A 21,186-nucleotide genomic window follows, 5' to 3' on the forward strand; every position below is an offset into this window, starting at 1 on the left:
TCAGCGGTACATCGTCTCGATCTGGGGCGCATATTTCTTCTCGACCAGTTTGCGCTTGAGCTTCATGGTCGGGGTCAGTTCTTCGTCTTCGGCGCTCAGCTGCGTGTCGAGCAACCAGAATTTCTTGATTTGCTCGACACGGGCAAACTTCTTGTTCACACGGTCCACTTCGGCCTGGATCAGCTCCTGCACCTCGGCGCTGTGCGTGAGACTGGCGTAATTGGAGAAGGGCACATCGTTGTCCTGCGCGTATTTCTCCACGTTTTCCTGGTCGATCATGATGATCACAGTCAAATAGGGCCGTTTGTCGCCAATCACCACCGCATCGGTGACGTAAGGCGAGAATTTCAGTTCGTTTTCCAATTCGCTCGGGGTGATGTTCTTGCCCCCAGCGGTGATGATGATGTCTTTCATGCGATCGGTGATGCGGAAAAACCCTTCCTCGTCCACCACGCCCACGTCGCCCGTGTGCAGCCAGCCGTCGGCATCAATGGTCTCGGCGGTTTTTTCGGGCAAATTCAGATAACCCATGAAGACGTTGGGGCCACGCACCAAAATCTCGCTGGTGACCGGGTCCAGACGCATTTCGTTGTACTCGGCAGCTGGGCCAATCGAGCCGGGTTTGATGCGGTCAGCGGGTACGCCCGTGGCCGCACCGCAGGTCTCGGTCATGCCCCAGACTTCGAGCATGGGCAAGCCCAGCGCCAAATACCAGCGCACCAGATCTGGGGAAATGGGGGCTGCGCCCGTGACCAAAAAGCGTGCACGGTGGATGCCGATCATCTTGCGCACGTTGTTGAGCGCCAACAAACGCGCCACATGAAAGCGCAGCTTGAGGCTGCCGGGCACCGGCTTTTGCGCCAGCACCAAATCGGCGACCTGGTGGCCCACACCAATGGCCCAGCCATACACTGCTTGCTGCAAACCGCCCGCTTCCTTGAGCGCGATCATCACGCCTGAATAAAACTTTTCCCACACACGGGGAACGGCGGTGAACACGGTGGGCGCGATTTCGCGGACGTTTTCCGGCACGGTTTCGGGGTTCTCGACAAAGTTGAGTTTGGCACCGGTGTACATCGAGAAAAATTCGCCGCCCATGCGTTCGGCAATGTGGCACAAAGGCAAAAAGCACATGCACTCATCGCGTTCGTCGCGGGCAATCAAGGTGTTGTAGCCGCGAACGGTGTAGACCAAGCCGTGGTGGCTGTGCATGCCGCCCTTGGGCTTGCCGGTAGTGCCCGAGGTGTAGACCAAGATGGCCAAATCTTCGGGTTTGCAAGCAGCGGTGCGCTGCATCAACAGTTCGGGGTGTTGCTGGGCGTGTTCTCGGCCCAAGGCTTGCAACTGTTTCAAGCTGATCACCATGGGGTCGTGGAAGTCGCGCAAACCGTCCATGTCGAACACCACGATTTTTTGCAACAAGGGCAAGGTCTCGCGTACAGCCAGCGCCTTGTCGAGTTGCTCGTCGTCTTCGACAAACAGCACGCGGGTGCCCGAGTCTTCGCACAGGTAGTGCACCTGCTCGGCCGCGTCGGTCGGGTAAATGCCGTTGGACACGCCGCCCGCACTCAGCACGGCCAGGTCGCACAGCACCCACTCGATGTTGGTGTTGGCCAATATGGAAGCGGTGTGCCGTGCCTCAAAACCCAGCGCCATGAGGCCGTGGCCGATCTCGCGCACAGCCTGCGCGGTCTCGTTCCAGGTCCAGCTGCGCCAGATGCCCAGGTCTTTTTGGCGCATCCAGACATTGGGGCCGCGTGCGGCCACAGCGTTCCAGAAGATGGCGGGGATGGTCTCGCCCGCCATGACGACATTTTTTTGCGGCAAGATGCCGGAGGTGTCCCAGAGTTGGCTCATGTCTTATCTCCAGGTTTTCTTCTTTTTCCAGCGGCGGTCAGCCCGCACGCCCTCTTCCTTCATGCCCAAATAGAACTCCTTGATGTCGTCCTTTTCACGCAAACGGGCGCAACTGTCTTCCATGACGATGCGGCCGTTTTCCAGCACATACCCGTAGTCCGAAGCGTTGAGCGCCATGTTGGCGTTTTGCTCGACCAACAAGATGGTGGTGCCGCGTTCGCGGTTGATGCGCACCACGATTTCAAAAATCTCTTTGGTCAGCTTGGGCGACAGGCCCAGACTGGGCTCGTCCAGCAAGATCAAATCGGGGTTGGCCATGAGGGCGCGGCTGATGGCCAGCATTTGCTGCTGCCCGCCCGAGAGTAAGCCCGCGTCTTGCGCTGCCCGCTCGCGCAGGATGGGAAAGTAGTTGTACACCGCCTCCATGTCGCGGGCCACGCCATCGCGGTCCTTGCGGGTGAAGGCGCCCATGAGCAGGTTGTCTCGAATCGACAGCAGCGGAAACACCTCACGCCCTTCGGGCACATGCATCAGGCCACGCTGTACGATGATGGCGGGGTCTTGCGCGGTGATGCTCTGGCCCTTGAACTCGATCGAGCCCTTACGCGGGTCGATGATGCCGCTGATGGTTTTGAGGATGGTGGTCTTGCCCGCGCCGTTGGAGCCGAGCACCGTGGCGATCTCGCCTCGGCGCACCTGCAGGCTCACGCCACGGATCGCCTTGATCGGACCGTAGGCGCTCTCGACGTTGAGCAGCTTGAGCATCACGTTGTCGGCGACGGGCTCAGCGGCCGCGTTCAGAATGGGGTTGGCTGCGCTCATGCGGCACCTCCGGGCACGTAGTTTTCGCGGCGCAGGCTGGACACATCGTCGACCGAGCCCAAATAGGCCTCGATCACACCCGGGTCGCTTTGCACCTGGCTGGGCGTTCCAGTGGCCAATTCTTCGCCCTGGCTCATGGCCAGCACTCGGTCGGACACTTTGGACACCAGACTCATGTCGTGCTCGACCATCAACACGGTGATGCCCAGCTCGTTTTTGATGTCTGAAATCCAAAAAGCCATGTCTTCGGTTTCTTCGACGTTCAGGCCCGACGATGGCTCGTCCAGTAAAAGCAGCTTAGGTTCGGTGCACAAGGCCCGCGCCAACTCCACCACTTTGCGCACGCCGTAAGGCAGGCCCGCCACCATCGAATCGCGGTGGTGTTGCAGGTCCAGAAAATCGATGACTTCTTCGACCTTTTCACGCGCCTGAATTTCGGCTGCGCGGGTTTTACGGCTGAAGAACATCTCGCTCCAGACGCCCGTCTTGCGGTGCGTGTGGCGGCCAATCAGCAGGTTTTGCAGCACGGTGGCGTGCTCGAACAATTCAATGTTCTGAAACGTGCGGGCAATGCCCAAGCCTGCGATTTGGTGCGGCTGCTGGTCCGTGAGGCGCAAGGTACCTTGTGGCCCCGCGTAGTCGATCACGCCCGTGGTGGGCGTGTAGATGCGGCTGATCAGGTTGAACACGGTGGTCTTGCCCGCACCGTTGGGGCCGATCAGGGTGAAGACCTCGCCGCGTTTGACGTCGAAGCTGACCTTGTTCACGGCCAGCACGCCACCAAAGCGCACGCTCAGGTCTTGGGCGGATAAAAGGATGTCTGCGTTCATTTCAGGCGGTCCGATTTCTGGAACGATTTCTGGCGCTTGAACAGGCCACGGCGGTAAAACGGGAACAGTTGGAACCAAGTCCGCACCTTGAGCCAGCGGCCATACAGACCCATGGGCTCAAACAGCACAAAGGCGATCAACACCATGCCGTAGACCGTGCCCTGCAAGCCAGCGGCACCGCCAATGGCGGCTGGCAAAAAGTCTTTGCCCAGCGCAATCAGTTGCGGCATCACGATCAGGAAAATCGCGCCCAAAAACGCACCGTGGATTGAGCCCAAGCCACCGATCACCACCATCAAAAGCAAGTCAATCGACTGGATGATGCTGAACTGCTCAGGCGAGAGGAACTGGATTTTGTGCGCGTACAAAGCGCCGCCAATGCCCGCCAATGCGGCCGACAGGGCAAAAGACAAGGTCTTATAACGCGCCAAGTGGATGCCCATGCTTTGCGCCGAAATTTCGGAGTCGCGAATGGCCACAAACGCCCGCCCGGTGGACGAACGCAGCAGGTTAACGATGGCCAGCGTCGCCCCCACCGTCACCAGCAGACAGAGGAAGTAAAACTCTTCGGTGCTGTCCAATGTCCAGCCGCCCAACTTGGGGTAGGTGACCATCAGGCCAGCGTTGCCGCCCGTGACGCTTTCCCAGCGGGCCATGCCCTCTTCGACGATGAAACCAAACGCCAGCGTGGCCATGCCCAGGTAGATGCCTTTGACGCGCAGCGCAGGCAAGCCCACGATCACGCCTGCGATGGCCGAAAAAACGCCCGCACACACCAGCGCCAGCGGAAACGGCACCCCTGCATTGACCATGACAGCCTGGGTGTAGGCCCCCACGCCCAAAAACGCGGCGTGCCCTAAAGAGAACAGGCCCGTGAAACCCGCCAGCAGCATCAGGCCCAAGCCCACCACCGCGTAGATCAGCACAAAGGTCAGCTGCGCCAGCCAGTACTCGGGCACGGCCCAGGGTGCCACCACCAAAAAGATGGCGAGCAAGCTGTACCAGAACACATGGCCGCCGTGTTTGGCCAGGGTGATGTCCTGGTTGTATTCGGTTTTGAAGATGAAACGCATGCCGGAGCCTCAAACTTTCTTGCGCAGTTGCTCGCCGAACAAGCCATTGGGCTTGAGCACCAGCATGAGCAACACCACGATGTAAGGCGCGATGTCCTTGAAGCCCTCGGGCAGATAAAAGCCCGAGAGGGACTCGACGATGCCGATCACCAAACCGCCCACAATGGCACCGGGCAAACTGCCAAAGCCGCCCACCACCGCTGCGGGGAAAGCTTTGAGGCCAATGAAGCCCATGTTGGCGTGCACAAAGGTAATGGGTGCCAGGAGCAGACCGGCCACTGCCGCCACACCGGCCGCCAGGCCCCAGACCAGACCGTTGATGCGCTTGACCGGGATACCCATGTAATAAGCGGCCAACTGATTTTGCGAGGCCGCTTGCATGGCGATACCCAGCTTGCTGTACTTGAACATGGCAAACAGGCCCACGCACAAGATGCCGGTGGCGCCGATCACCACCATTTGCTCGGCAGCGATCACCAAGCCGCCCAAACGCAGTACCTCCCCCGCATAGGGGGTGGGCATGGTGTGTGTGTCGGTGCCCACATCGGGGATCATGGTGATCAGGCCGCGCAGCACATAGCCCACACCAATGGTCAGCATGACGATGGAAAAAGCTGGTTGCCCGAGGATGGGGCGAATCACCAAGCGCTCAAGCAAAACGCCAAAGATACCCATGGCCACGATGGCCGCTGGCACCCCAATCCAGAACGGAAAGCCCAGAAGCGTCATGGCGGCCAGGCCCGAAAAGGCACCCACCATCATCAGGTCACCCTGAGCAAAGCTCACCGTTTCAGTGGCCTTGTAAATCAGCACAAAACCCAAGGCGATGAGTCCGTAGATACAGCCTTGGGCTACCCCGCTGATCAGCAGTTGCAGCAATTGCACGCTTGTCTCCTCTTGTAGTTTTATCGGCTCAAGTTCGAAATTTCAATGCCAGTGATCTCTTGGAAGACCTTGAAGCATTTGCGAACGACCGTGCGATTGTGCATGTCTTACACGAGACTTTCCCTAGGGGTTGTCCCCCATTCGAACTCACAAACAAGGCTTCAATATCCCTTCATGACAAATGCCATACGCATCGGATCTGGACTCGGGTTCTACGGGGACAACTGGGAGCCTGTTGTGGCCAGCATCGAACGTGGCCAAGTGCAGTTCATTGCCAGCGACCACTTGGCCGAATTGACGCTGGCCATTTTGCAAAAAGACCGCCAACGCGACCCATCTTTGGGCTATGCCCGTGATGTGCTGCCTATGCTCTTGCGCCTCTGGCCCCTGATGCAACCGAGAGGCGTGAGATTCGTGTGCAACGCGGGCGGCCTCAACCCCATGGGCGCGGCACAGGCGGTGCAAAAAGCCTTGGCCGCCGCAGGCTGGCACCCGCGCATTGCGGTGGTGAGCGGCGACGATGTGCTGACCCAACTGCAAGCGCCCGGCGAACGTTTTGACCACATGATGAACGGCGCCGACGTGGGCAGCGTTCGCGAGCGGCTGGTGTTTGGCAATGCTTATCTGGGCGCACAGCCCATCGTGCAGGCACTCAACCAAGGGGCCGACATCGTGATCACCGGACGCGTGGCCGATGCCGCGCTGTTTCTGGGGCCGCTGGTGCACGCGCTGGGCTGGAAGCTGGCCGATGCGGCCACCCCCGAAGACTTCAACCGACTGGCACAGGGCCTGACGGTGGGGCATCTGCTCGAATGCTCGGGCCAGGGCAGCGGCGGCAACTTTGGCAGCCAAGGCAGTTGGCAAAACATCCCGGACTTGGCGCACATCGGCTACCCCATTGCCGAGGTCTGGCCCGACGGCACAGCTTTCATCACCAAAGCCCCGGACACAGGCGGCTTGGTCAACTTCGACACTGTGCGCCAGCAGCTGCTGTACGAGGTGCACAACCCGCATGCGTATTTTTCGCCCGATGTGGTGCTCGACATGGGGCAGATCCAGCTGCACGACGAGGGCCAGCACCGCGTGCGCTTGACTTGCGCCCAAGGCAGCGCCCCCACCGACCAGCTCAAAGTGGTGGCCGGTTTTCAGGATGGCTTCAAGGCCGAGATCAGCTGGGGCTTTTCGTGGCCCGACGCGTGGGACAAGGTGCAGGCGGCAGAAAGCATGATCCGCAGCCAACTCAAAGAGCGCCAATTGCCTTTTGACGAGCTGTTTGTGGAATACCCCGGGCTGAACTCGGCGCACGGTCCGCTGGCCCCCTTGCCGCCTGCGGCCGAGTTGAACGAACGCGCCGAGATCTGGGTGCGCATGGTCTTGCGCACCCGCTCCAAAGCGGTGGCCGATGGCTTTGGCCGATTGTTCCCCTGGATGGCTTTGAGTGGCCCGGCTTACACCTGCGGCTTTCAGGGCTTGAACGCCTCGAGCGCCTTGCTGGGCATTTGGCCCACCTTGATGGCGCGTGACCGTGTTCAAGCCCGTGTTGAGATATTGGAGGCGGGCGCATGACCACAACCCTTTTGAAAATTCCCTTGGCCAGCATCGCGCATGCCCGCAGCGGCGACAAAGCCGATTGGGTCGACTTTGGCCTGTTCGCTTGGAACGAAGCGGGCTATCGCCTCTTGGAACGCGAAGTGACGGCCGCCAAAGTGCAAGCCCACTTCGCGCCATGGTTGCCGGGGCAGGTGGACGCCTGGCCTTTGCCCAACATATTGGCCCTGAAATTCGTGCTGCACGGCGCTTTACAAGGCGGCGGCGCACGCAACTTGCGCCTCGACAACCTGGGCAAAGCCATGGGCGCAGCACTCTTGCGCCTCGAAATCGAAGTCACTGCCGAAGAACTCGAGCAGGCACAAAAAAGACCCCGAAGGGGCTGGTGGCCAGATTTGTCTGCCCAGTCCTGACGGAATGGTCACCCCGGACTGGATCCGGGGCCACTGACTCAAACGCGCTCGATGATCAGCGCAATGCCCTGACCCACGCCAATGCACATGGTGCAAAGCGCGTAGCGACCAGCGGTCTGCTGCAGGCGGTTGATGGCGGTGGTGGCCAAGCGGGCACCTGAAGCACCCAGTGGGTGACCCAGGGCAATGGCACCGCCCCAGGCGTTCACGCGGGCATCGTCGTCTTTCAGGCCCAACATGCGCATCACGGCCAAGCCTTGCGCGGCAAAGGCTTCGTTCAATTCGATCACGTCGATCTGGTCTAGCGTCAGGCCTGTTTGGGCCAACACTTTGAGCGTCGCAGGCGCGGGGCCAATGCCCATGACACGCGGGGCCACGCCCGCCGTGGCCATGCCCACAATGCGGGCCTTGGGGGTCAAACCGTTTTTGGCAGCGGCAGCTTCGTCGGCCAGCAGCAAGGCGCAAGCGCCGTCGTTCACACCGGATGCGTTGCCTGCGGTCACGGTGCCGTCTGGGCGCACCACGCCTTTGAGCTTGGCCAGCGCTTCGAGGCTGGTTTCACGCGGGTGCTCGTCGGTGTCCACAATGATCGCGTCACCCTTTTTCTGGGGGATGCTCACACCCACAATCTCGCGGGCCAGGTGACCGGCCTTGATGGCAGCCACTGCACGCAACTGGCTGTTGTAGGCCATCAGGTCTTGCGCTTCGCGCTCGATCTTGTAATCGGTGGCCACGTTTTCGGCGGTCTCGGGCATGGAGTCCACACCATACTGGGCCTTCATCAACTTGTTGACAAAGCGCCAGCCAATGGTGGTGTCGTAGACCGCGTTGTTGCGGCTGAAGGCCGTTTCGGCCTTGGGCATCACAAACGGGGCGCGGCTCATGCTCTCGACACCACCCGCGATCATCAAACCGGCTTCACCGGATTTGATGGCACGCGCGGCGGTGCCAATGGCGTCCAGACCCGAGCCGCACAAGCGGTTGATGGTTGCACCAGGCACGTCGATGGGCAAACCGGCCAGCAAGCTGGCCATGTGGGCCACGTTGCGGTTGTCTTCACCGGCCTGGTTGGCGCAGCCGTACAGCACATCGGTCACAGCAGCCCAGTCCACATTGGGATTGCGAGCCATCAAAGCACGCAAAGGCACCGCGCCCAGGTCGTCCGTGCGTACGCTGCTCAAAGCACCGCCGTAACGGCCAAAGGGGGTACGGATCGCGTCGCAAATGTAGGCTTGGTTCATGTTTTGGGTCTCCGGATTAAGGTTGCATGCATTTTATTGCATGCTTGGTGTTTGATGGGGTTCATTCTAGGTGTTGAATCCGCAAGGGGCGTGTGCGGCGCTGCCCCCACGCTGGTGTGTTGGGCTCAGGGGCCGGGGTGATGTGGCAAAGCGAAGCGCCTCTGAACCCCGGCCACTGAGCCCAACACACCAGCCCACCAAAGACGACATGATGGACAATCCATCCCATGCTGATCCAACCTTCACAAGCCGATGTCCGGCGCTTTTTTTGCGGCGTCTACGCCAAAGCGAAGACCGCTGCCCCGCTCGAACCCATGGAAATGCTGGTCAGCCAATGGATGGATGAACACCCCGAATACCACGCCGAACTGGCCGATGTGGATGCCGCGCTGGCCAACATGCACCAAGCCGACCCCAACCGTGAAAATCCTTTTTTGCACTTGTCGATGCACCTGTCCATCAGCGAACAATGCAGCATCGACCAACCCCGAGGCATTCGGCAAGCCGTGGAGTTGCTCACGCACCGGCTCAATTCCCTGCACGATGCCCACCATCAGGCCATGGAATGCCTTGGCCGTATGGTGCATGAAAGCCAACGCTCGGGCCGCATGCCCGATGGCGAAGCCTACATCGCTTGCGTGCAAAGGCACGCCACGAAAGACTGATGCAGATCAGGCCGCCATGCGGCCTTGGATGTGCGACAAGATGTCAGAAACGGCCACTTTGGTCGCTTCGGCGTCGCGGCGGTGCTGGTATTCGACCAGGCCGTCTTTCAGGCCCTTGTCGCCGATGGTGATGCGGTGCGGGACACCGATCAGCTCCCAGTCGGCGAACATGGCACCAGGGCGCTCGCCACGGTCGTCCAAGATCACGTCCACACCTGCGGCAAGCAGACCGTTGTAAATGCGCTCGGCTTCCAATTTGACCGCTTCACTGCGGTCCATGCCAATGGGGCAGACAACAGCGGTGAAAGGAGCAATGGCATCGGGCCAGATGATGCCGCGCTCGTCATGGTTTTGCTCGATCGCTGCCGCTGGCAAGCGCGTGATGCCAATGCCGTAGCAGCCCATTTCCAGAAATTGCGGCTTGCCGGTTTCGTCCAGAAACGTGGCGTTCATGGCCTTGGAGTATTTGGTGCCCAAATAGAAAACATGGCCCACTTCGATGCCACGCTCAATGGCCAACTCGCCCTGGCCATCAGGTGACTTGTCACCCGCGACCACGTTGCGGATGTCGGCTACCAGTGCAGGCTCGGGCAGGTCACGGCCCCAGTTCACGCCGGTGATGTGGAAGTCAACTTCGTTGGCACCGCAGATCCAGTCGGTCATCACGGCCACATCGCGGTCAGCCACCAGGTGCACAGGCTTCTTCAGACTCAGGGGGCCGAGGTATCCTGGCTTGCAGCCGAAGTGGTCTTCGATCTCGCCCAGGGTGGCAAAGCGGAAACCGCCTTCCATGCCGGGCAGCTTGCCCACTTTGACTTCGTTCATGTCGTGGTCACCGCGCAGCAACAAGAGCCAAACTTGCGATTTAACGATCTCGCCCTGATCGTTCAGGGTGTCGGTGGCCAGCACCAGCGACTTGACAGTGGTGGACAGCGGCACGTTCAGCAAGGCTGCGACGTCTTCACAGGTGCTCTTGCCGGGGGTGGGGGTTTTGGTCAGGGCTTTCGTCGCAGCGCCGCGAGGCTGGCTAGGGTGCAAAGCCTCGGCCTTTTCCATGTTGGCGGCGTAATTGCTGGTGGGGCAGTACACGATGGCGTCTTCACCCGTCGCAGCGATCACCTGGAATTCTTCGCTCAAGTCGCCCCCAATGGCGCCGCTGTCGGCGGCCACAGCGCGGTAGGTCAAGCCAAAGCGGTCAAAAATCTTGCGGTAAGCCCCGGCCATGACCTGGTAGCTGGCCTTGGCACTGGCCACGTCGCGGTCAAAGCTGTATGCGTCCTTCATGGTGAATTCGCGGCCACGCATCAGGCCAAAGCGGGGGCGGCGCTCGTCGCGGAACTTGGTCTGGATTTGGTAGAAGTTTTTGGGCAGCTGTTTGTAGCTGCGCACTTCCTGGCGAACCACGTCGGTCACCACCTCTTCGCTGGTGGGCTGAATCACGAAATCGCGTCCATGGCGGTCTTTGATGCGCAGCAATTCTGGGCCCATCTTGTCAAAGCGGCCGGTCTCCTGCCACAGCTCGGCCGGCTGCACCACGGGCATGGTCATTTCGATGGCGCCTGCACGGTTCATTTCTTCGCGCACGATGGCTTCCACCTTGCGGATCACACGCAGGCCCATGGGCATGTAGTTGTAGATGCCAGCGCCGAGTTTTTTGATCAGGCCAGCCCTGGTCATCAGCTTGTGGCTGACCACTTCGGCGTCGGCAGGGGCTTCTTTGAGGGTGGAAATGAGGAACTGGGAGGCTTTCATCGCGTCAAACTAACTTAGGCAGGGGCATCAGGGAAACATCCAAGAGCCAGCGGCGGTGCGCCGTGCATAATGGACACAATTTAAAAATTTGAGGTTGATTATGCTTGACCGTGAAGGCTTTAGGCCGAACGTCGGCATCATTCTGCTCAACCAGAAAAACCAGGTTTTCTGGGGCAAGCGCATCCGCACCCACAGCTGGCAGTTTCCGCAGGGTGGCATTGACCGGGGTGAAAGCCCTGAACAAGCCATGTTCCGAGAACTGCACGAAGAAGTGGGTCTCCATCCGGAGCATGTGCGCATCGTGGCCCGAACCCGTGACTGGTTGCGCTATGAGGTGCCAGACCGCTTCATCCGCAGGGATGCTCGCGGCTTTTACAAGGGCCAGAAACAAATCTGGTACTTGCTGCAAATGGTCACGCACGACCATCATTTGAACCTGCGCGCCACAGACCACCCAGAATTTGACGCTTGGCGTTGGAACGACTACTGGGTTCCACTGGACGTGGTGGTGGAATTCAAACGCGGCGTCTACGAAATGGCGTTGACCGAGCTAGCCCGTTTTTTACCGCGCCAAGACAGGCAAAACCGCTATTTGCGCGGCTCCAACCGTGGACCTCGGGAAGGCATGGAACAAGAAGGCGGCAGCATGGAGATGCAGCCACCGATGCACATGGAGCTGCCGCCAGGGGCCAGTTTCGATCCCAATCCGCAAGGGTAAAAACAAACAAGCCCGCATTGACGGGCTTGTTTGTTTCAACGGCTGAGGATCAGGTTGTCCCGGTGCACCATTTCAGGCTCAGCGGTGTAGCCCAGCAAAGCCTCGTAGTCATGAGAGGGTTTGCGGCAAAGCAAGCGGGCTTCGGCACTGGCGTAATTGGCCAAGCCCCGAGCGATTTCAGAACCATGTTCGTCTTTGATGGCAATCACATCGCCGCGTGAAAAATCACCCGCGACGCCCGTCATGCCGATGGGCAGCAAGCTCTTGCCCTCGGTAAGCACTTTATGGGCCGCGCCAGCATCGACCGTGACCGAACCACGCAGCTGCAAATGATCGGCCATCCATTGTTTGCGGGCTTGTTGCTTGGCGGTCTGCGCCACCAGCAATGTGCCCATGTTGTCGCCTTGCGCCAATCGCAGCAGGGCATCGGGCTCACGGCCCCAAGCGATCACGGTGGATGCGCCGGAGCCAGCCGCCCGTTTGGCAGCCAAGATCTTGGTGATCATGCCGCCCTTACCAATGCTCGAGCCTGCTCCACCCGCCATGGTTTCCAGCGCAGGGTCGCCCGCATGGGCTTCGTGCACGAAAGTAGCCCCTGGGTCTTTTCGCGGATCAGCGGTGTACAGACCCTTTTGGTCGGTCAAGATGACCAAGAGGTCGGCCTCTATCAAATTGGCCACCAAAGCACCCAAGGTGTCGTTGTCACCAAATTTGATTTCGTCGTTGACCACCGTGTCGTTTTCGTTGATGACGGGCAGCACACGGTGTTGCAGCAAGGTCAGCAAAGTCGAGCGGGCATTGAGGTAGCGCTCACGATCGGCCAAGTCTGCATGCGTGAGCAAGACCTGCGCACTACCCATGCCGTTTTCGCGCAACTTCGTTTCGTACATTTGGGCCAAACCCATCTGACCCACCGCTGCAGCGGCTTGCAAAGCGGGCACTTCAATCGGGCGTGTGGTCCAGCCCAATCGCTTCATGCCTTCGGCAATGGCCCCGCTGGACACCATCACCACCTCTTTGCCTTGAACACTGAGCAGCGCCATCTGACGGCACCACTCACCAATCGCGCCCTCGTCCAAGCCGCGGCCCTCGTTGGTCACCAGGCTAGAGCCGACTTTGACAACGATGCGGCGGGCATCACGCAACAGGGTGGAAACGGCGGCAGAGGTCATTCAGAGATGTGGGCTTGGCGTTGAAACAGCGTTAGACAGGAACTGGAACTGGCCGCGTCAATCGGCATCCGAAGGCATGGGCTTGAAGCGTGGATCGTCTGCATCTGGCTCTTGCGGCTTGTCCTGCTCCTTGAAGCGAGGATCAATGTCCACCACGCCTTGTTCAATGATCTGTTGGGCACGGATATGCTTGTAGATTTCTTTGATCAAGGGCTCGCAACCTTCACGGGTCAGCGCCGAAATCTGGAATACGGGCCCCTTGTAGCGCATGCGCTTGATGAAATCCTTGACCCGGGCCTCGCGCTCGTCAGCGGGCACCATGTCCAGCTTGTTGAGCACCAACCAGCGCGGCTTGTTGTACAAACCCGGATCGTATTTTTTAAGCTCAGCCACGATGGCTTTGGCTTGTTGCACCGGATCGACGTTCTCGTCAAACGGTGCAAAGTCGACCACATGCAGCAACAAACGGGTACGCTGCAAATGGCGCAAAAACAAATGCCCCAGGCCTGCGCCTTCGGAAGCGCCTTCGATCAGGCCCGGCACATCGGCCACCACAAAGCTTTGCTCAGGGCCCACACGGACCACACCCAAGTTAGGGTGCAATGTGGTGAAAGGGTAGTCGGCAATTTTTGGACGGGCATTGGAGACTGCGGCGATGAAGGTCGATTTGCCCGCATTGGGCATGCCCAGCAGGCCGACGTCGGCCAACACCTTCAGCTCCAGCTTGAGTTCTTTCTTTTCACCGAGCCAGCCCGGTGTTTTCTGACGCGGGGCACGGTTGATGGCACTTTTAAAGCGCATGTTGCCAAAGCCGCCGTCACCGCCCTTGGCGATCATGATGGTCTCACCGGGCACCAGCAATTCATAAAGCACTTCGCCCGTTTCGGCATCGCTGATGATCGTGCCCACCGGCATTTTGAGGGTGACGTCGTCGCCCGCAGCGCCGAACATGTCCGAGCCCATACCGTGCTGACCACGCTTGGCGTCATGGCGCCTTGAATAACGGTAATCCACCAAGGTGTTCAGGTTGATGTCGGCAAAAGCGAACACATGCCCGCCCCGACCACCGTCGCCACCATTGGGGCCACCGAATTCTTTGTACTTTTCATGGCGGAACGAGACGCAGCCGTTCCCGCCGTCGCCTGCGGAGATGTCAATATAGGCTTCGTCAACGAACTTCATGAGGTTTCCAGTGTAGCTTGGGGCCCCACCGTCAATGCATAGCAGGGCCAGAAAAGCAAAGAGCCCCGTCTTGCGGGGCTCCTCTTCGCCATGGGCGCGACGGGCTTAAACAGCCGGTGTCACGTTGACCATGTGCTTGCTGAGCTCGCCTTTGGTGGAGAACGACACGTGGCCGTCTACCAGGGCAAACAAAGTGTGGTCTTTGCCGATGCCGACATTGTTGCCAGCATGGAACTTGGTACCACGTTGACGAACGATGATCGAGCCAGCGCTGATCAGTTCACCACCGAAAGCCTTGACACCCAGCATCTTTGGCTTGGAATCACGACCGTTGCGCGTAGAGCCGCCGCCTTTTTTCTGTGCCATGACCTATTCTCCTCAGGCAGAGATCGCGCCGATTTGCAGTTCGGTGAACTGCTGGCGGTGACCCTGACGTTTTTGATAGTGCTTACGACGGCGCATCTTGAAGATGTGCACTTTGTCGTGCTTGCCATGCGCCAAAACTGTGGCTTTGACTGTGGCGCCGGACACCAGGGGCGTGCCGATCTTGAGTTCAGCGCCGGTACCGACGGCCAAAACTTGATCAATCACGATTTCCTGGCCAACGTCCGCAGCAATCTGTTCTACTTTAATTTTTTCGCCAGCGACAACACGATACTGTTTGCCACCGGTTTTTATGACCGCGTACATAAATGACCTCTTTGAATGGAAGTTTCCGAGGGCTAATCCCCAAGGAACCCAAGATTCTATCACGGTCAAGTCCATCAGGCAAATCACTCTGCTCAAGCTGCCTCTCATGCTTGGGGCGGTCAACACGGTCTCTATAATGAGTTCAGAATCAAATCACGTCCTTCACTCGCACTTTTTTGACTCGGCTCATCCGAGTCGCCAGCCGGATATCCCACTTGTCTGCCTCTGAACACAGCACCGCCGCCGTTCTCGAATTGGTGGCCCCCGATATGGCCGAGGTCGACCGGGTGATCGCCCATCGGCTCAATTCTGGCGTGCCCTTGGTAGGCGAAGTGGCGCGTTACATCATCTCTGCGGGTGGGAAACGCCTTCGCCCTGTGCTTTTGCTGCTGACTTGCGGCGCTTTGGGATATTCCGGGACACAACGCCACAACTTGGCCGCTGTGGTGGAGTTCATCCACACAGCTACTTTGCTGCACGACGATGTGGTGGACGAATCCACCCTGCGGCGGGGCAGGCCCACGGCCAACGAAAACTTCGGAAATCCGGCCAGCGTGCTGGTCGGCGACTTTTTGTACTCCCGGGCCTTCCAGATGATGGTGGACGCCGAAAGCATGCGGGTCATGCAAACCCTGGCCGATGCCACCAATGTGATCGCTGAAGGCGAAGTGCTTCAGTTGATGAACATGCACGACGCCTCGCTCGACGAGGAGGGCTATTTGCGGGTCATCCGGTCCAAAACAGCCAAATTGTTTGAAGCCAGTGCGCGCCTTGGTGCCATCTTGGCTGCTAGCTCTGTAGCCATCGAAAACGCTTGTGCAGACTACGGCCAAGCCCTCGGCACAGCTTTTCAGGTCATCGATGATGTGCTTGACTACGACGGCAATGCCGCAGAAATGGGGAAAAATCTGGGCGATGACTTGCGCGAAGGCAAAGCCACCCTGCCCCTGATCTTGGCCATGCAACGCGGCAATGAAGCCCAAAGTCAAACGGTGCGCGAAGCGATCGAAACCGGCAGCGTGGACCGACTCACCGACATCGTGACCATCGTGCGAGAAACCGGAGCCCTGGAGGCCACACGGGATGCTGCCGCAGCAGAAGCCCAACGGGCCATCGATGCCGCCATGCAGTTGCCGGACAACGCTCACCGGCAAGCCATGGTGGTATTGGCCTCGCAACTGCTCAACCGCAGAACCTGATGGCTTTGTGGCACATTCGGCAACCCCAGTCCGGCTCAGCCTCTTTACCTCAAACCCGAACATGAAACTCCACCCATTCATCTCTTTGGCGGTTCTTGTCGGGTCTTGCTTTGTGAGCTCCGGGGTCAATGCCGGCCCTAAGTGGGAGCCCATCATGAATAACCCAGATGGTTTGTTTTTCATCGATACCAAATCCGTCACCGAGGAAGATGGCATCAAAAAGGTCTGGAGTGCCCTGGACTACAAAAAGCCCCAGACCACCAGCAATGGCAAAACCTATATGTCACTGCAGTCTCAAGTCCAAGTCAATTGCAAACGCAAGATGGCCCGTGTTCTGCACATGACCTATTACTCCGAAGCCATGCTGAAGGGGGATACGGTTTACCGCCAAGGCATGCTGCACGAATGGATGGAGATCGATCCAAGTTCGCCTATCTACAAGATTGCACGCAAGATTTGCTGAGGCATGCCTTAATTTGGCAGCCGTCCATCGCTGGTATCGCGCAAACGGATCACTTCTTCGCGCAAATCATGGGCCCATGTCCGGCGATCACGACCATCGGCCTGCTGCAAGGCTCCAAAATGAACCACAGCAGTGATACCTGGCGCTTTGAGTGTCCGCCACATGGAGCCAATCAAGGTGTCATCGCCGATATAACAGGGCGCTGAGGTGATTTCTCCCGTTTGAGAGTCCAAAAACTGAAGTGACATGGGTTGAACTGGCGCCTGAGCTTGTATCGCCGACTGGATCAAGTTGGCATGAAATGGCAGCAAGTCCAGACCATCACTGGTGGTTCCTTCAGGAAAAATAGCCACCACATCGCCCTCTTGCATGGCATTGGCCATGTCTTTGACCATGCGCAGCGCGTCTTTGCGGCTGGTGCGCTCGATGTAAAGCGTGCCAGCGCCCGTGGCCAACATGCCCACCAGCGGCCAGTCCCGAATATCGGACTTGGACACAAAGCGGCAATGCCGCGCCGCATGGATGACCATGATGTCCAACCAAGAAATGTGGTTGGACACCAAGAGCGCCGGGCCACTGCGCACGGGCTGCCCCACCACCTTCAAATGGATTTGCCAAAGCGCCAAAAATTGCAAGGCCCAAGCTTGCACACGCATCTCTCGCTGCTCGATGCTGAGCTGAGGGAAACGGACATAAATCGTCCACATGCCTCCAAAGACATGCCGAAGTCCGCGCGCAAATTTCCAAATGGCACGCAAGCTGAGCATCAAATCCTCAGGCTTTGGCATGAGGGAATCGGCATGCATGAGGTCATGACTCTTTGTACCTCAAGCTTCGAACGCCAAATGACCGCCCACCAAAGTGGCCAAAACACGCCCAGGCAGTTCATAGCCAGAGAACGGCGTGCTCTTGCCTTGGCTGCGCAAAGACTCAGCCGTCACAGGCCAATGGTCCTCAGTCGACAAGACGCACACATCGGCAACGCCACCTACGGCCAGATGTCCCACCGAGTGTTGCAAGGTGCCCAATGCAGTGCCCAGCACCCTCGCAGGGTCAGCGGTGATGCGCGACAGGACCTGTGGCAAAGGCAGTTTTGCTTCTTGACCCCACTTGAGCGCCAGGCTCCAGAGCAATTCCAAACCCGTGGCTCCAGGCTCAGCCTCCGCAAACGGCAGGGCCTTGGCATCGGCGTCAACTGGGGTGTGGTCAGACACCAGCGCGTCAAGCGTGCCATCGGCCAGACCTGAGCGAAGCGCATCGCGGTCGCGCTGTTGGCGCAACACAGGCGTCAGGCGGGCACGGCTGTCAAAGTAGCCCATATCGGCATCGGTCAGGTGCAGCGAGTTGATGCTGACGTCGGCGGTGACAGGTAAGCCTTCGGCCTTGGCCTGACGGACCAGCTCGACACCTTGAGCACTGCTGATGCGGCACAGGTGCACGCGGGCCCGGGTGCTGCGCACCAGTTCAAAAATCGTGTGCAAAGCAATCGTTTCGGCAGCCACCGACACGCCAGACAAGCCCATGCGCGTCGCCAACGGACCACTGGCGGCCACGCCCTTGCCCAAGTGCAGCTCTTGAGGGCGCAGCCAGACGACGAAGCCAAAGGTGCTGGCATATTGCAGCGCGCGTTGCAGCACTTGCGTGCTGGCGATCGGCACCTCGGCCTGGGAAAAACCCACACATCCAGCGGCGGTGAGTTGGCCCATTTCGCTCAGCACATCGCCCTTCAGGCCCACAGTAAGGGCGCCCAGCGGCAGCACACGGGCTTGGTGCAGTTTTTCGGCGCGGTAGCGCAGCATTTCGACCAAACCGGGCTCATCCAGAACCGGCTCGGTGTCGGGCGAGCAGACCAAGCTGGTCACCCCACCTGCCATGGCCGCAGCCATTTCGCTCTCCAGCATGCCCGCGTGCTCCTGACCAGGCTCCCGCAGACGCGCAGCCAGGTCGACCAGGCCAGGCGCCACGATGCAGCCTTTGGCATCGATCACCCGGTCAGGTGTGAAGTCGGCGGGTGCTTGCCCCACCGCCACGATGCGGCCCGCAGCGATGGCCACATCAGCGGTTTTATCGAAAGCACTGGCGGGGTCGATGACGCGGCCGTTTTGAATCAGGATCTTCATGTTCTTGTCCTTATGCCTCGTTGCCGGCCACGATGCTCATCACCGCCATGCGCACGGCGATGCCGAAAGTCACCTGCGGCAGGATCACGCTTTGCTGGCCATCGACCACCGCCGAGTCGATCTCGACCCCTCGGTTGATCGGGCCGGGGTGCATGACGATGGCATCGGGCTTGGCCAATTGCAGTTTTTCTGGCGTGAGGCCAAAGCTTTCGAAGTATTCCTGGCTGGAGGGCAGCAGCGCGCCGCTCATGCGCTCGTTTTGCAGGCGCAGCATGATGACCACATCACAACCCTTGATGCCCTCTTCGAGGTTGTTGAAGACGCGCACGCCCATCTGCGCCATGTCGGCGGGCACCAGCGTTTTGGGGCCGACCACGCGCACTTCGGCGCAGCCGAGCGTGGTCAGGGCGTGAATGTCAGACCGGGCCACGCGCGAGTGCAGCACATCGCCCACGATGGCCACCGTGAGGTTGGCGAAGTCTTTTTTGTAGTGCCGGATGGTGTACATGTCCAGCAACGCCTGGGTGGGGTGGGCGTGGCGTCCGTCACCGGCGTTGACCACATGCACATGGGGCGCGACGTGTTGCGCGATCAGGTAGGGCGCGCCCGACTCGCTGTGGCGCACCACAAAGATGTCGGCGGCCATGGCACTCAGGTTGGCGATGGTATCGAGCAGCGACTCGCCTTTGCTGGCCGAGGAGCGAGCGATGTCGAGCGTGTAGACATCGGCCGAGAGGCGGGTGGCCGCGATGTCGAAGGTGGTTCGGGTGCGGGTGCTGTTCTCAAAGAACAGGTTGAACACGCTCTTGCCGCGCAGGAGGGGCACCTTCTTTACCTCGCGGTCGTTGACACTCACAAAGCCCTGCGCGGTGTCGAGGATGTGGGTCAGGATGTCCTTGGACAGGCCTTCGGTAGAGAGCAGATGGATCAGCTCACCATTCTTGTTGAGTTGGGGGTTGTTGCGTTTGTAGAGCATGTTGTTCTCACCTCAATCAGGCTTTGTTCTCCACTTCAAAACTGAACCGACCCTCTGCGTCGCGGGCCAGCGCCAGCGATTGCGTCTCAGGCAGGGCCACACGGGCAGCGGCGTAGTCGGCTTGCACAGGCAACTGGCGGCCACCGCGGTCCACCAGCACAGCCAACTGAACACAGGCAGGGCGGCCGTAATCGAAAAGTTCGTTGAGCACGGCGCGGATGGTGCGTCCGGTATAGAGCACGTCGTCCAGAATCAAGATGTCAGCGCCATCGACCTCGAATGGCAAGCTGGTCTGCCCCCCTGCCGAAAGGCCACGCTGGGCAAAATCGTCTCGGTGCATGACCGACGACACCTGACCTGCTTCACCGCTCAGGCCCAAATCACGCTGCAAACGCTGAGCCAACCAAGCGCCGCCTGAGGTGATGCCCACCAGCCGGGTGTCAGCCTTGCACAGGCTGCGCACGCCCCGCAACAACTCCAAATACAACGCTTCCGCGTTGAGGGCCAAAGCGCTCATGGGATATTCCTTAAAAACTGTTCCAAGATGATCGCAGCCGCCGCTGCATCGGCATCTTTGGCGCCCTGAGAATGGGCTTCTGTGGTGGTGTACCGCTCGTCTACTTCGTAAACTTCAAGGCCAAATCGACCACGCAGTTGGCGACCAAACTTGCGGGCACGCAGGGTGTTCTCGTGTTCTCCGCCATCGGGGTGGGTAGGCACGCCGATCACCAGTGCGTCAGGCTGCCACTCTTTGATCCGTTTGGCGATGTGCTCAAAGCGGGCGTCACCCTCGGCGGCAATCGTGCCTTGCGGCGTGGCCGACTTCATCAGGCGGTTGCCCACAGCCACGCCGGTGCGCTTGAGGCCGTAATCAAAGGCCAGAAAACTCTGGTGATTGGCAGGGACGGTGTTCTCGGCCGTGCTGCTCATGCGTGCCCCGCATCGGGTGACAACATCCAGCTTTTGAGGCCCAGCAGGTCCAAGGCGCGATCGTAGCGCTCAGACATGGGAACTTCAAAAATCACATCGGCAGAAGCGGGCACGGTGAGCCAAGTGTTCTCTCCCAACTCGGATTCCAACTGACCTTCCCCCCATGAAGCGTAACCCAGGGTGATCAAAACCCGGCGTGGCCCAACCCCTGAAGACAGGGCCTCAAGCACATCACGCGAAGTGGTCATCTCCAGCCCACCCGGCACAACAAGGGTGGAGGCATAAACCGAGCCGCCATCTTCTTGAGGCTTGTCCATGCGGATTGGATCGTGCAAGACAAATCCCCGCTCGGTTTGCAAGGGGCCGCCGTGGGACACGGCGTTGTTCATCAAGTCTTCCCGGCGCAGAGGCAATTCCACTTTGTCAAAAAGCAGGCGCATGCTGATATCGGCAGGCTTGTTGATGATCAGCCCCATGGCGCCGCGTTCACTGTGTTCACACATGTAAACCACACTGCGGGCGAATGTCTCATCTTCCAACCCGGGCATGGCGATCAGGAAATGATGCTTGAGGTCGATGGAGGCACAATCTGTCATGGGTCGATTTTAACGGTCTGGATTGAGTCCATGACCAATCGACAGCATCTCCAC

The 21,186-nt window shown here is 59.4% G+C and carries 23 protein-coding genes; 6 read left to right on the forward strand and 17 right to left on the reverse strand.

Features of this window, described 5'->3' with window-relative positions:
- The 5 genes from SWE17_RS05105 to SWE17_RS05125 are packed head-to-tail and all read right to left on the reverse strand — an operon-like array spanning position 1 to position 5,467.
- Positions 1–1,857 (reverse strand): long-chain fatty acid--CoA ligase, encoded by a 1,857-nt coding sequence (locus SWE17_RS05105; RefSeq protein WP_322992031.1) that lies wholly within the window; start codon positions 1,855–1,857, stop codon positions 1–3.
- Between the two features lie 3 nt (positions 1,858–1,860).
- Complete coding sequence (locus tag SWE17_RS05110) at positions 1,861–2,679, reverse strand: ABC transporter ATP-binding protein (RefSeq protein WP_322992032.1); 819 nt, start codon at positions 2,677–2,679, stop codon at positions 1,861–1,863.
- Positions 2,676–3,509: an ABC transporter ATP-binding protein gene (locus SWE17_RS05115; RefSeq protein ID WP_322992033.1), complete on the reverse strand. Its 834-nt coding sequence runs from the start codon at positions 3,507–3,509 to the stop codon at positions 2,676–2,678. Before SWE17_RS05115 ends, SWE17_RS05110 begins: the two co-directional genes overlap by 4 nt.
- A complete protein-coding gene (locus tag SWE17_RS05120) occupies positions 3,506–4,582 on the reverse strand; it encodes a branched-chain amino acid ABC transporter permease (protein WP_322992034.1) in 1,077 nt (358 codons plus the stop codon). The genes SWE17_RS05115 and SWE17_RS05120 overlap by 4 nt, the downstream gene beginning before the upstream one ends.
- Before the next feature lie 9 nt (positions 4,583–4,591).
- Positions 4,592–5,467, reverse strand: a complete 876-nt coding sequence (locus tag SWE17_RS05125) for a branched-chain amino acid ABC transporter permease (protein ID WP_322992035.1) — start codon at positions 5,465–5,467, stop codon at positions 4,592–4,594.
- A 174-nt stretch (positions 5,468–5,641) separates the two neighbouring features.
- On the opposite strand from SWE17_RS05125, the gene SWE17_RS05130 reads away from it, so the two are divergent.
- Positions 5,642–7,033 (forward strand): acyclic terpene utilization AtuA family protein, encoded by a 1,392-nt coding sequence (locus tag SWE17_RS05130; RefSeq protein WP_322992036.1) that lies wholly within the window; start codon positions 5,642–5,644, stop codon positions 7,031–7,033.
- On the forward strand, positions 7,030–7,428 hold the full coding sequence (locus tag SWE17_RS05135) for a hypothetical protein (protein ID WP_322992037.1): 399 nt from the start codon (positions 7,030–7,032) through the stop codon (positions 7,426–7,428). Before SWE17_RS05130 ends, SWE17_RS05135 begins: the two co-directional genes overlap by 4 nt.
- 38 nt (positions 7,429–7,466) lie before the next feature.
- Here SWE17_RS05135 and pcaF read toward each other — a convergent pair whose 3' ends face one another.
- Positions 7,467–8,669, reverse strand: coding sequence for a 3-oxoadipyl-CoA thiolase (gene pcaF / locus SWE17_RS05140; RefSeq protein WP_322992038.1), 1,203 nt, complete (start codon positions 8,667–8,669; stop codon positions 7,467–7,469).
- A 230-nt stretch (positions 8,670–8,899) separates the two neighbouring features.
- Here pcaF and SWE17_RS05145 point away from each other — a divergent pair, with 230 nt between their 5' ends.
- Positions 8,900–9,334 (forward strand): DUF1841 family protein, encoded by a 435-nt coding sequence (locus SWE17_RS05145; RefSeq protein WP_322992128.1) that lies wholly within the window; start codon positions 8,900–8,902, stop codon positions 9,332–9,334.
- Between the two features lie 6 nt (positions 9,335–9,340).
- Here SWE17_RS05145 and SWE17_RS05150 read toward each other — a convergent pair whose 3' ends face one another.
- Positions 9,341–11,086: a proline--tRNA ligase gene (locus tag SWE17_RS05150; RefSeq protein ID WP_322992039.1), complete on the reverse strand. Its 1,746-nt coding sequence runs from the start codon at positions 11,084–11,086 to the stop codon at positions 9,341–9,343.
- Positions 11,087–11,186: 100 nt separating this feature from the next.
- Between SWE17_RS05150 and SWE17_RS05155 the strand changes: the two genes are divergently transcribed.
- Complete coding sequence (locus SWE17_RS05155; RefSeq protein ID WP_322992040.1) at positions 11,187–11,804, forward strand: RNA pyrophosphohydrolase; 618 nt, start codon at positions 11,187–11,189, stop codon at positions 11,802–11,804.
- Between the two features lie 35 nt (positions 11,805–11,839).
- Here SWE17_RS05155 and proB read toward each other — a convergent pair whose 3' ends face one another.
- From proB to rplU, 4 genes are all read right to left on the reverse strand, one after another.
- Complete coding sequence (gene proB, locus SWE17_RS05160; RefSeq protein WP_322992041.1) at positions 11,840–12,976, reverse strand: glutamate 5-kinase; 1,137 nt, start codon at positions 12,974–12,976, stop codon at positions 11,840–11,842.
- A 57-nt stretch (positions 12,977–13,033) separates the two neighbouring features.
- Positions 13,034–14,158 carry an Obg family GTPase CgtA gene (cgtA, locus tag SWE17_RS05165; RefSeq protein WP_322992042.1) on the reverse strand — a complete coding sequence of 375 codons (1,125 nt, stop codon included), beginning with the start codon at positions 14,156–14,158 and terminating at the stop codon, positions 13,034–13,036.
- 105 nt (positions 14,159–14,263) lie between these two features.
- Positions 14,264–14,524 (reverse strand): 50S ribosomal protein L27, encoded by a 261-nt coding sequence (gene rpmA, locus SWE17_RS05170; RefSeq protein WP_019430604.1) that lies wholly within the window; start codon positions 14,522–14,524, stop codon positions 14,264–14,266.
- A gap of 12 nt (positions 14,525–14,536) precedes the next feature.
- The gene (gene rplU / locus SWE17_RS05175) at positions 14,537–14,848 is read right to left on the reverse strand and encodes a 50S ribosomal protein L21 (RefSeq protein WP_019426390.1); all 312 of its coding nucleotides are present in this window, start codon (positions 14,846–14,848) and stop codon (positions 14,537–14,539) included.
- Positions 14,849–15,063: 215 nt separating this feature from the next.
- Here rplU and SWE17_RS05180 point away from each other — a divergent pair, with 215 nt between their 5' ends.
- On the forward strand, positions 15,064–16,047 hold the full coding sequence (locus SWE17_RS05180; protein WP_322992043.1) for a polyprenyl synthetase family protein: 984 nt from the start codon (positions 15,064–15,066) through the stop codon (positions 16,045–16,047).
- 154 nt (positions 16,048–16,201) lie between these two features.
- Complete coding sequence (locus SWE17_RS05185; protein WP_322992044.1) at positions 16,202–16,510, forward strand: surface-adhesin E family protein; 309 nt, start codon at positions 16,202–16,204, stop codon at positions 16,508–16,510.
- Positions 16,511–16,518: 8 nt separating this feature from the next.
- On the opposite strand, the gene SWE17_RS05190 is transcribed toward SWE17_RS05185, so the two are convergent.
- From SWE17_RS05190 to SWE17_RS05215, 6 genes are read right to left on the reverse strand one after another with little or no spacing between them, the layout of a single operon-like run.
- Positions 16,519–17,316 (reverse strand): lysophospholipid acyltransferase family protein, encoded by a 798-nt coding sequence (locus SWE17_RS05190; protein ID WP_416234969.1) that lies wholly within the window; start codon positions 17,314–17,316, stop codon positions 16,519–16,521.
- A gap of 21 nt (positions 17,317–17,337) precedes the next feature.
- Positions 17,338–18,630: a dihydroorotase gene (locus tag SWE17_RS05195; protein WP_322992045.1), complete on the reverse strand. Its 1,293-nt coding sequence runs from the start codon at positions 18,628–18,630 to the stop codon at positions 17,338–17,340.
- Positions 18,631–18,640: 10 nt separating this feature from the next.
- Positions 18,641–19,606, reverse strand: a complete 966-nt coding sequence (locus SWE17_RS05200; RefSeq protein WP_322992046.1) for an aspartate carbamoyltransferase catalytic subunit — start codon at positions 19,604–19,606, stop codon at positions 18,641–18,643.
- Positions 19,607–19,622: 16 nt separating this feature from the next.
- The gene (gene pyrR, locus SWE17_RS05205) at positions 19,623–20,123 is read right to left on the reverse strand and encodes a bifunctional pyr operon transcriptional regulator/uracil phosphoribosyltransferase PyrR (RefSeq protein ID WP_100118540.1); all 501 of its coding nucleotides are present in this window, start codon (positions 20,121–20,123) and stop codon (positions 19,623–19,625) included.
- Positions 20,120–20,536 carry a Holliday junction resolvase RuvX gene (gene ruvX / locus SWE17_RS05210; RefSeq protein ID WP_322992047.1) on the reverse strand — a complete coding sequence of 139 codons (417 nt, stop codon included), beginning with the start codon at positions 20,534–20,536 and terminating at the stop codon, positions 20,120–20,122. Before ruvX ends, pyrR begins: the two co-directional genes overlap by 4 nt.
- A complete protein-coding gene (locus SWE17_RS05215) occupies positions 20,533–21,132 on the reverse strand; it encodes a YqgE/AlgH family protein (RefSeq protein WP_322992048.1) in 600 nt (199 codons plus the stop codon). Before SWE17_RS05215 ends, ruvX begins: the two co-directional genes overlap by 4 nt.
- Positions 21,133–21,186 lie beyond the last annotated feature (54 nt).

Source organism: Limnohabitans sp., from assembly GCF_034680285.1.
Taxonomy (GTDB): domain Bacteria; phylum Pseudomonadota; class Gammaproteobacteria; order Burkholderiales; family Burkholderiaceae_C; genus Limnohabitans_A.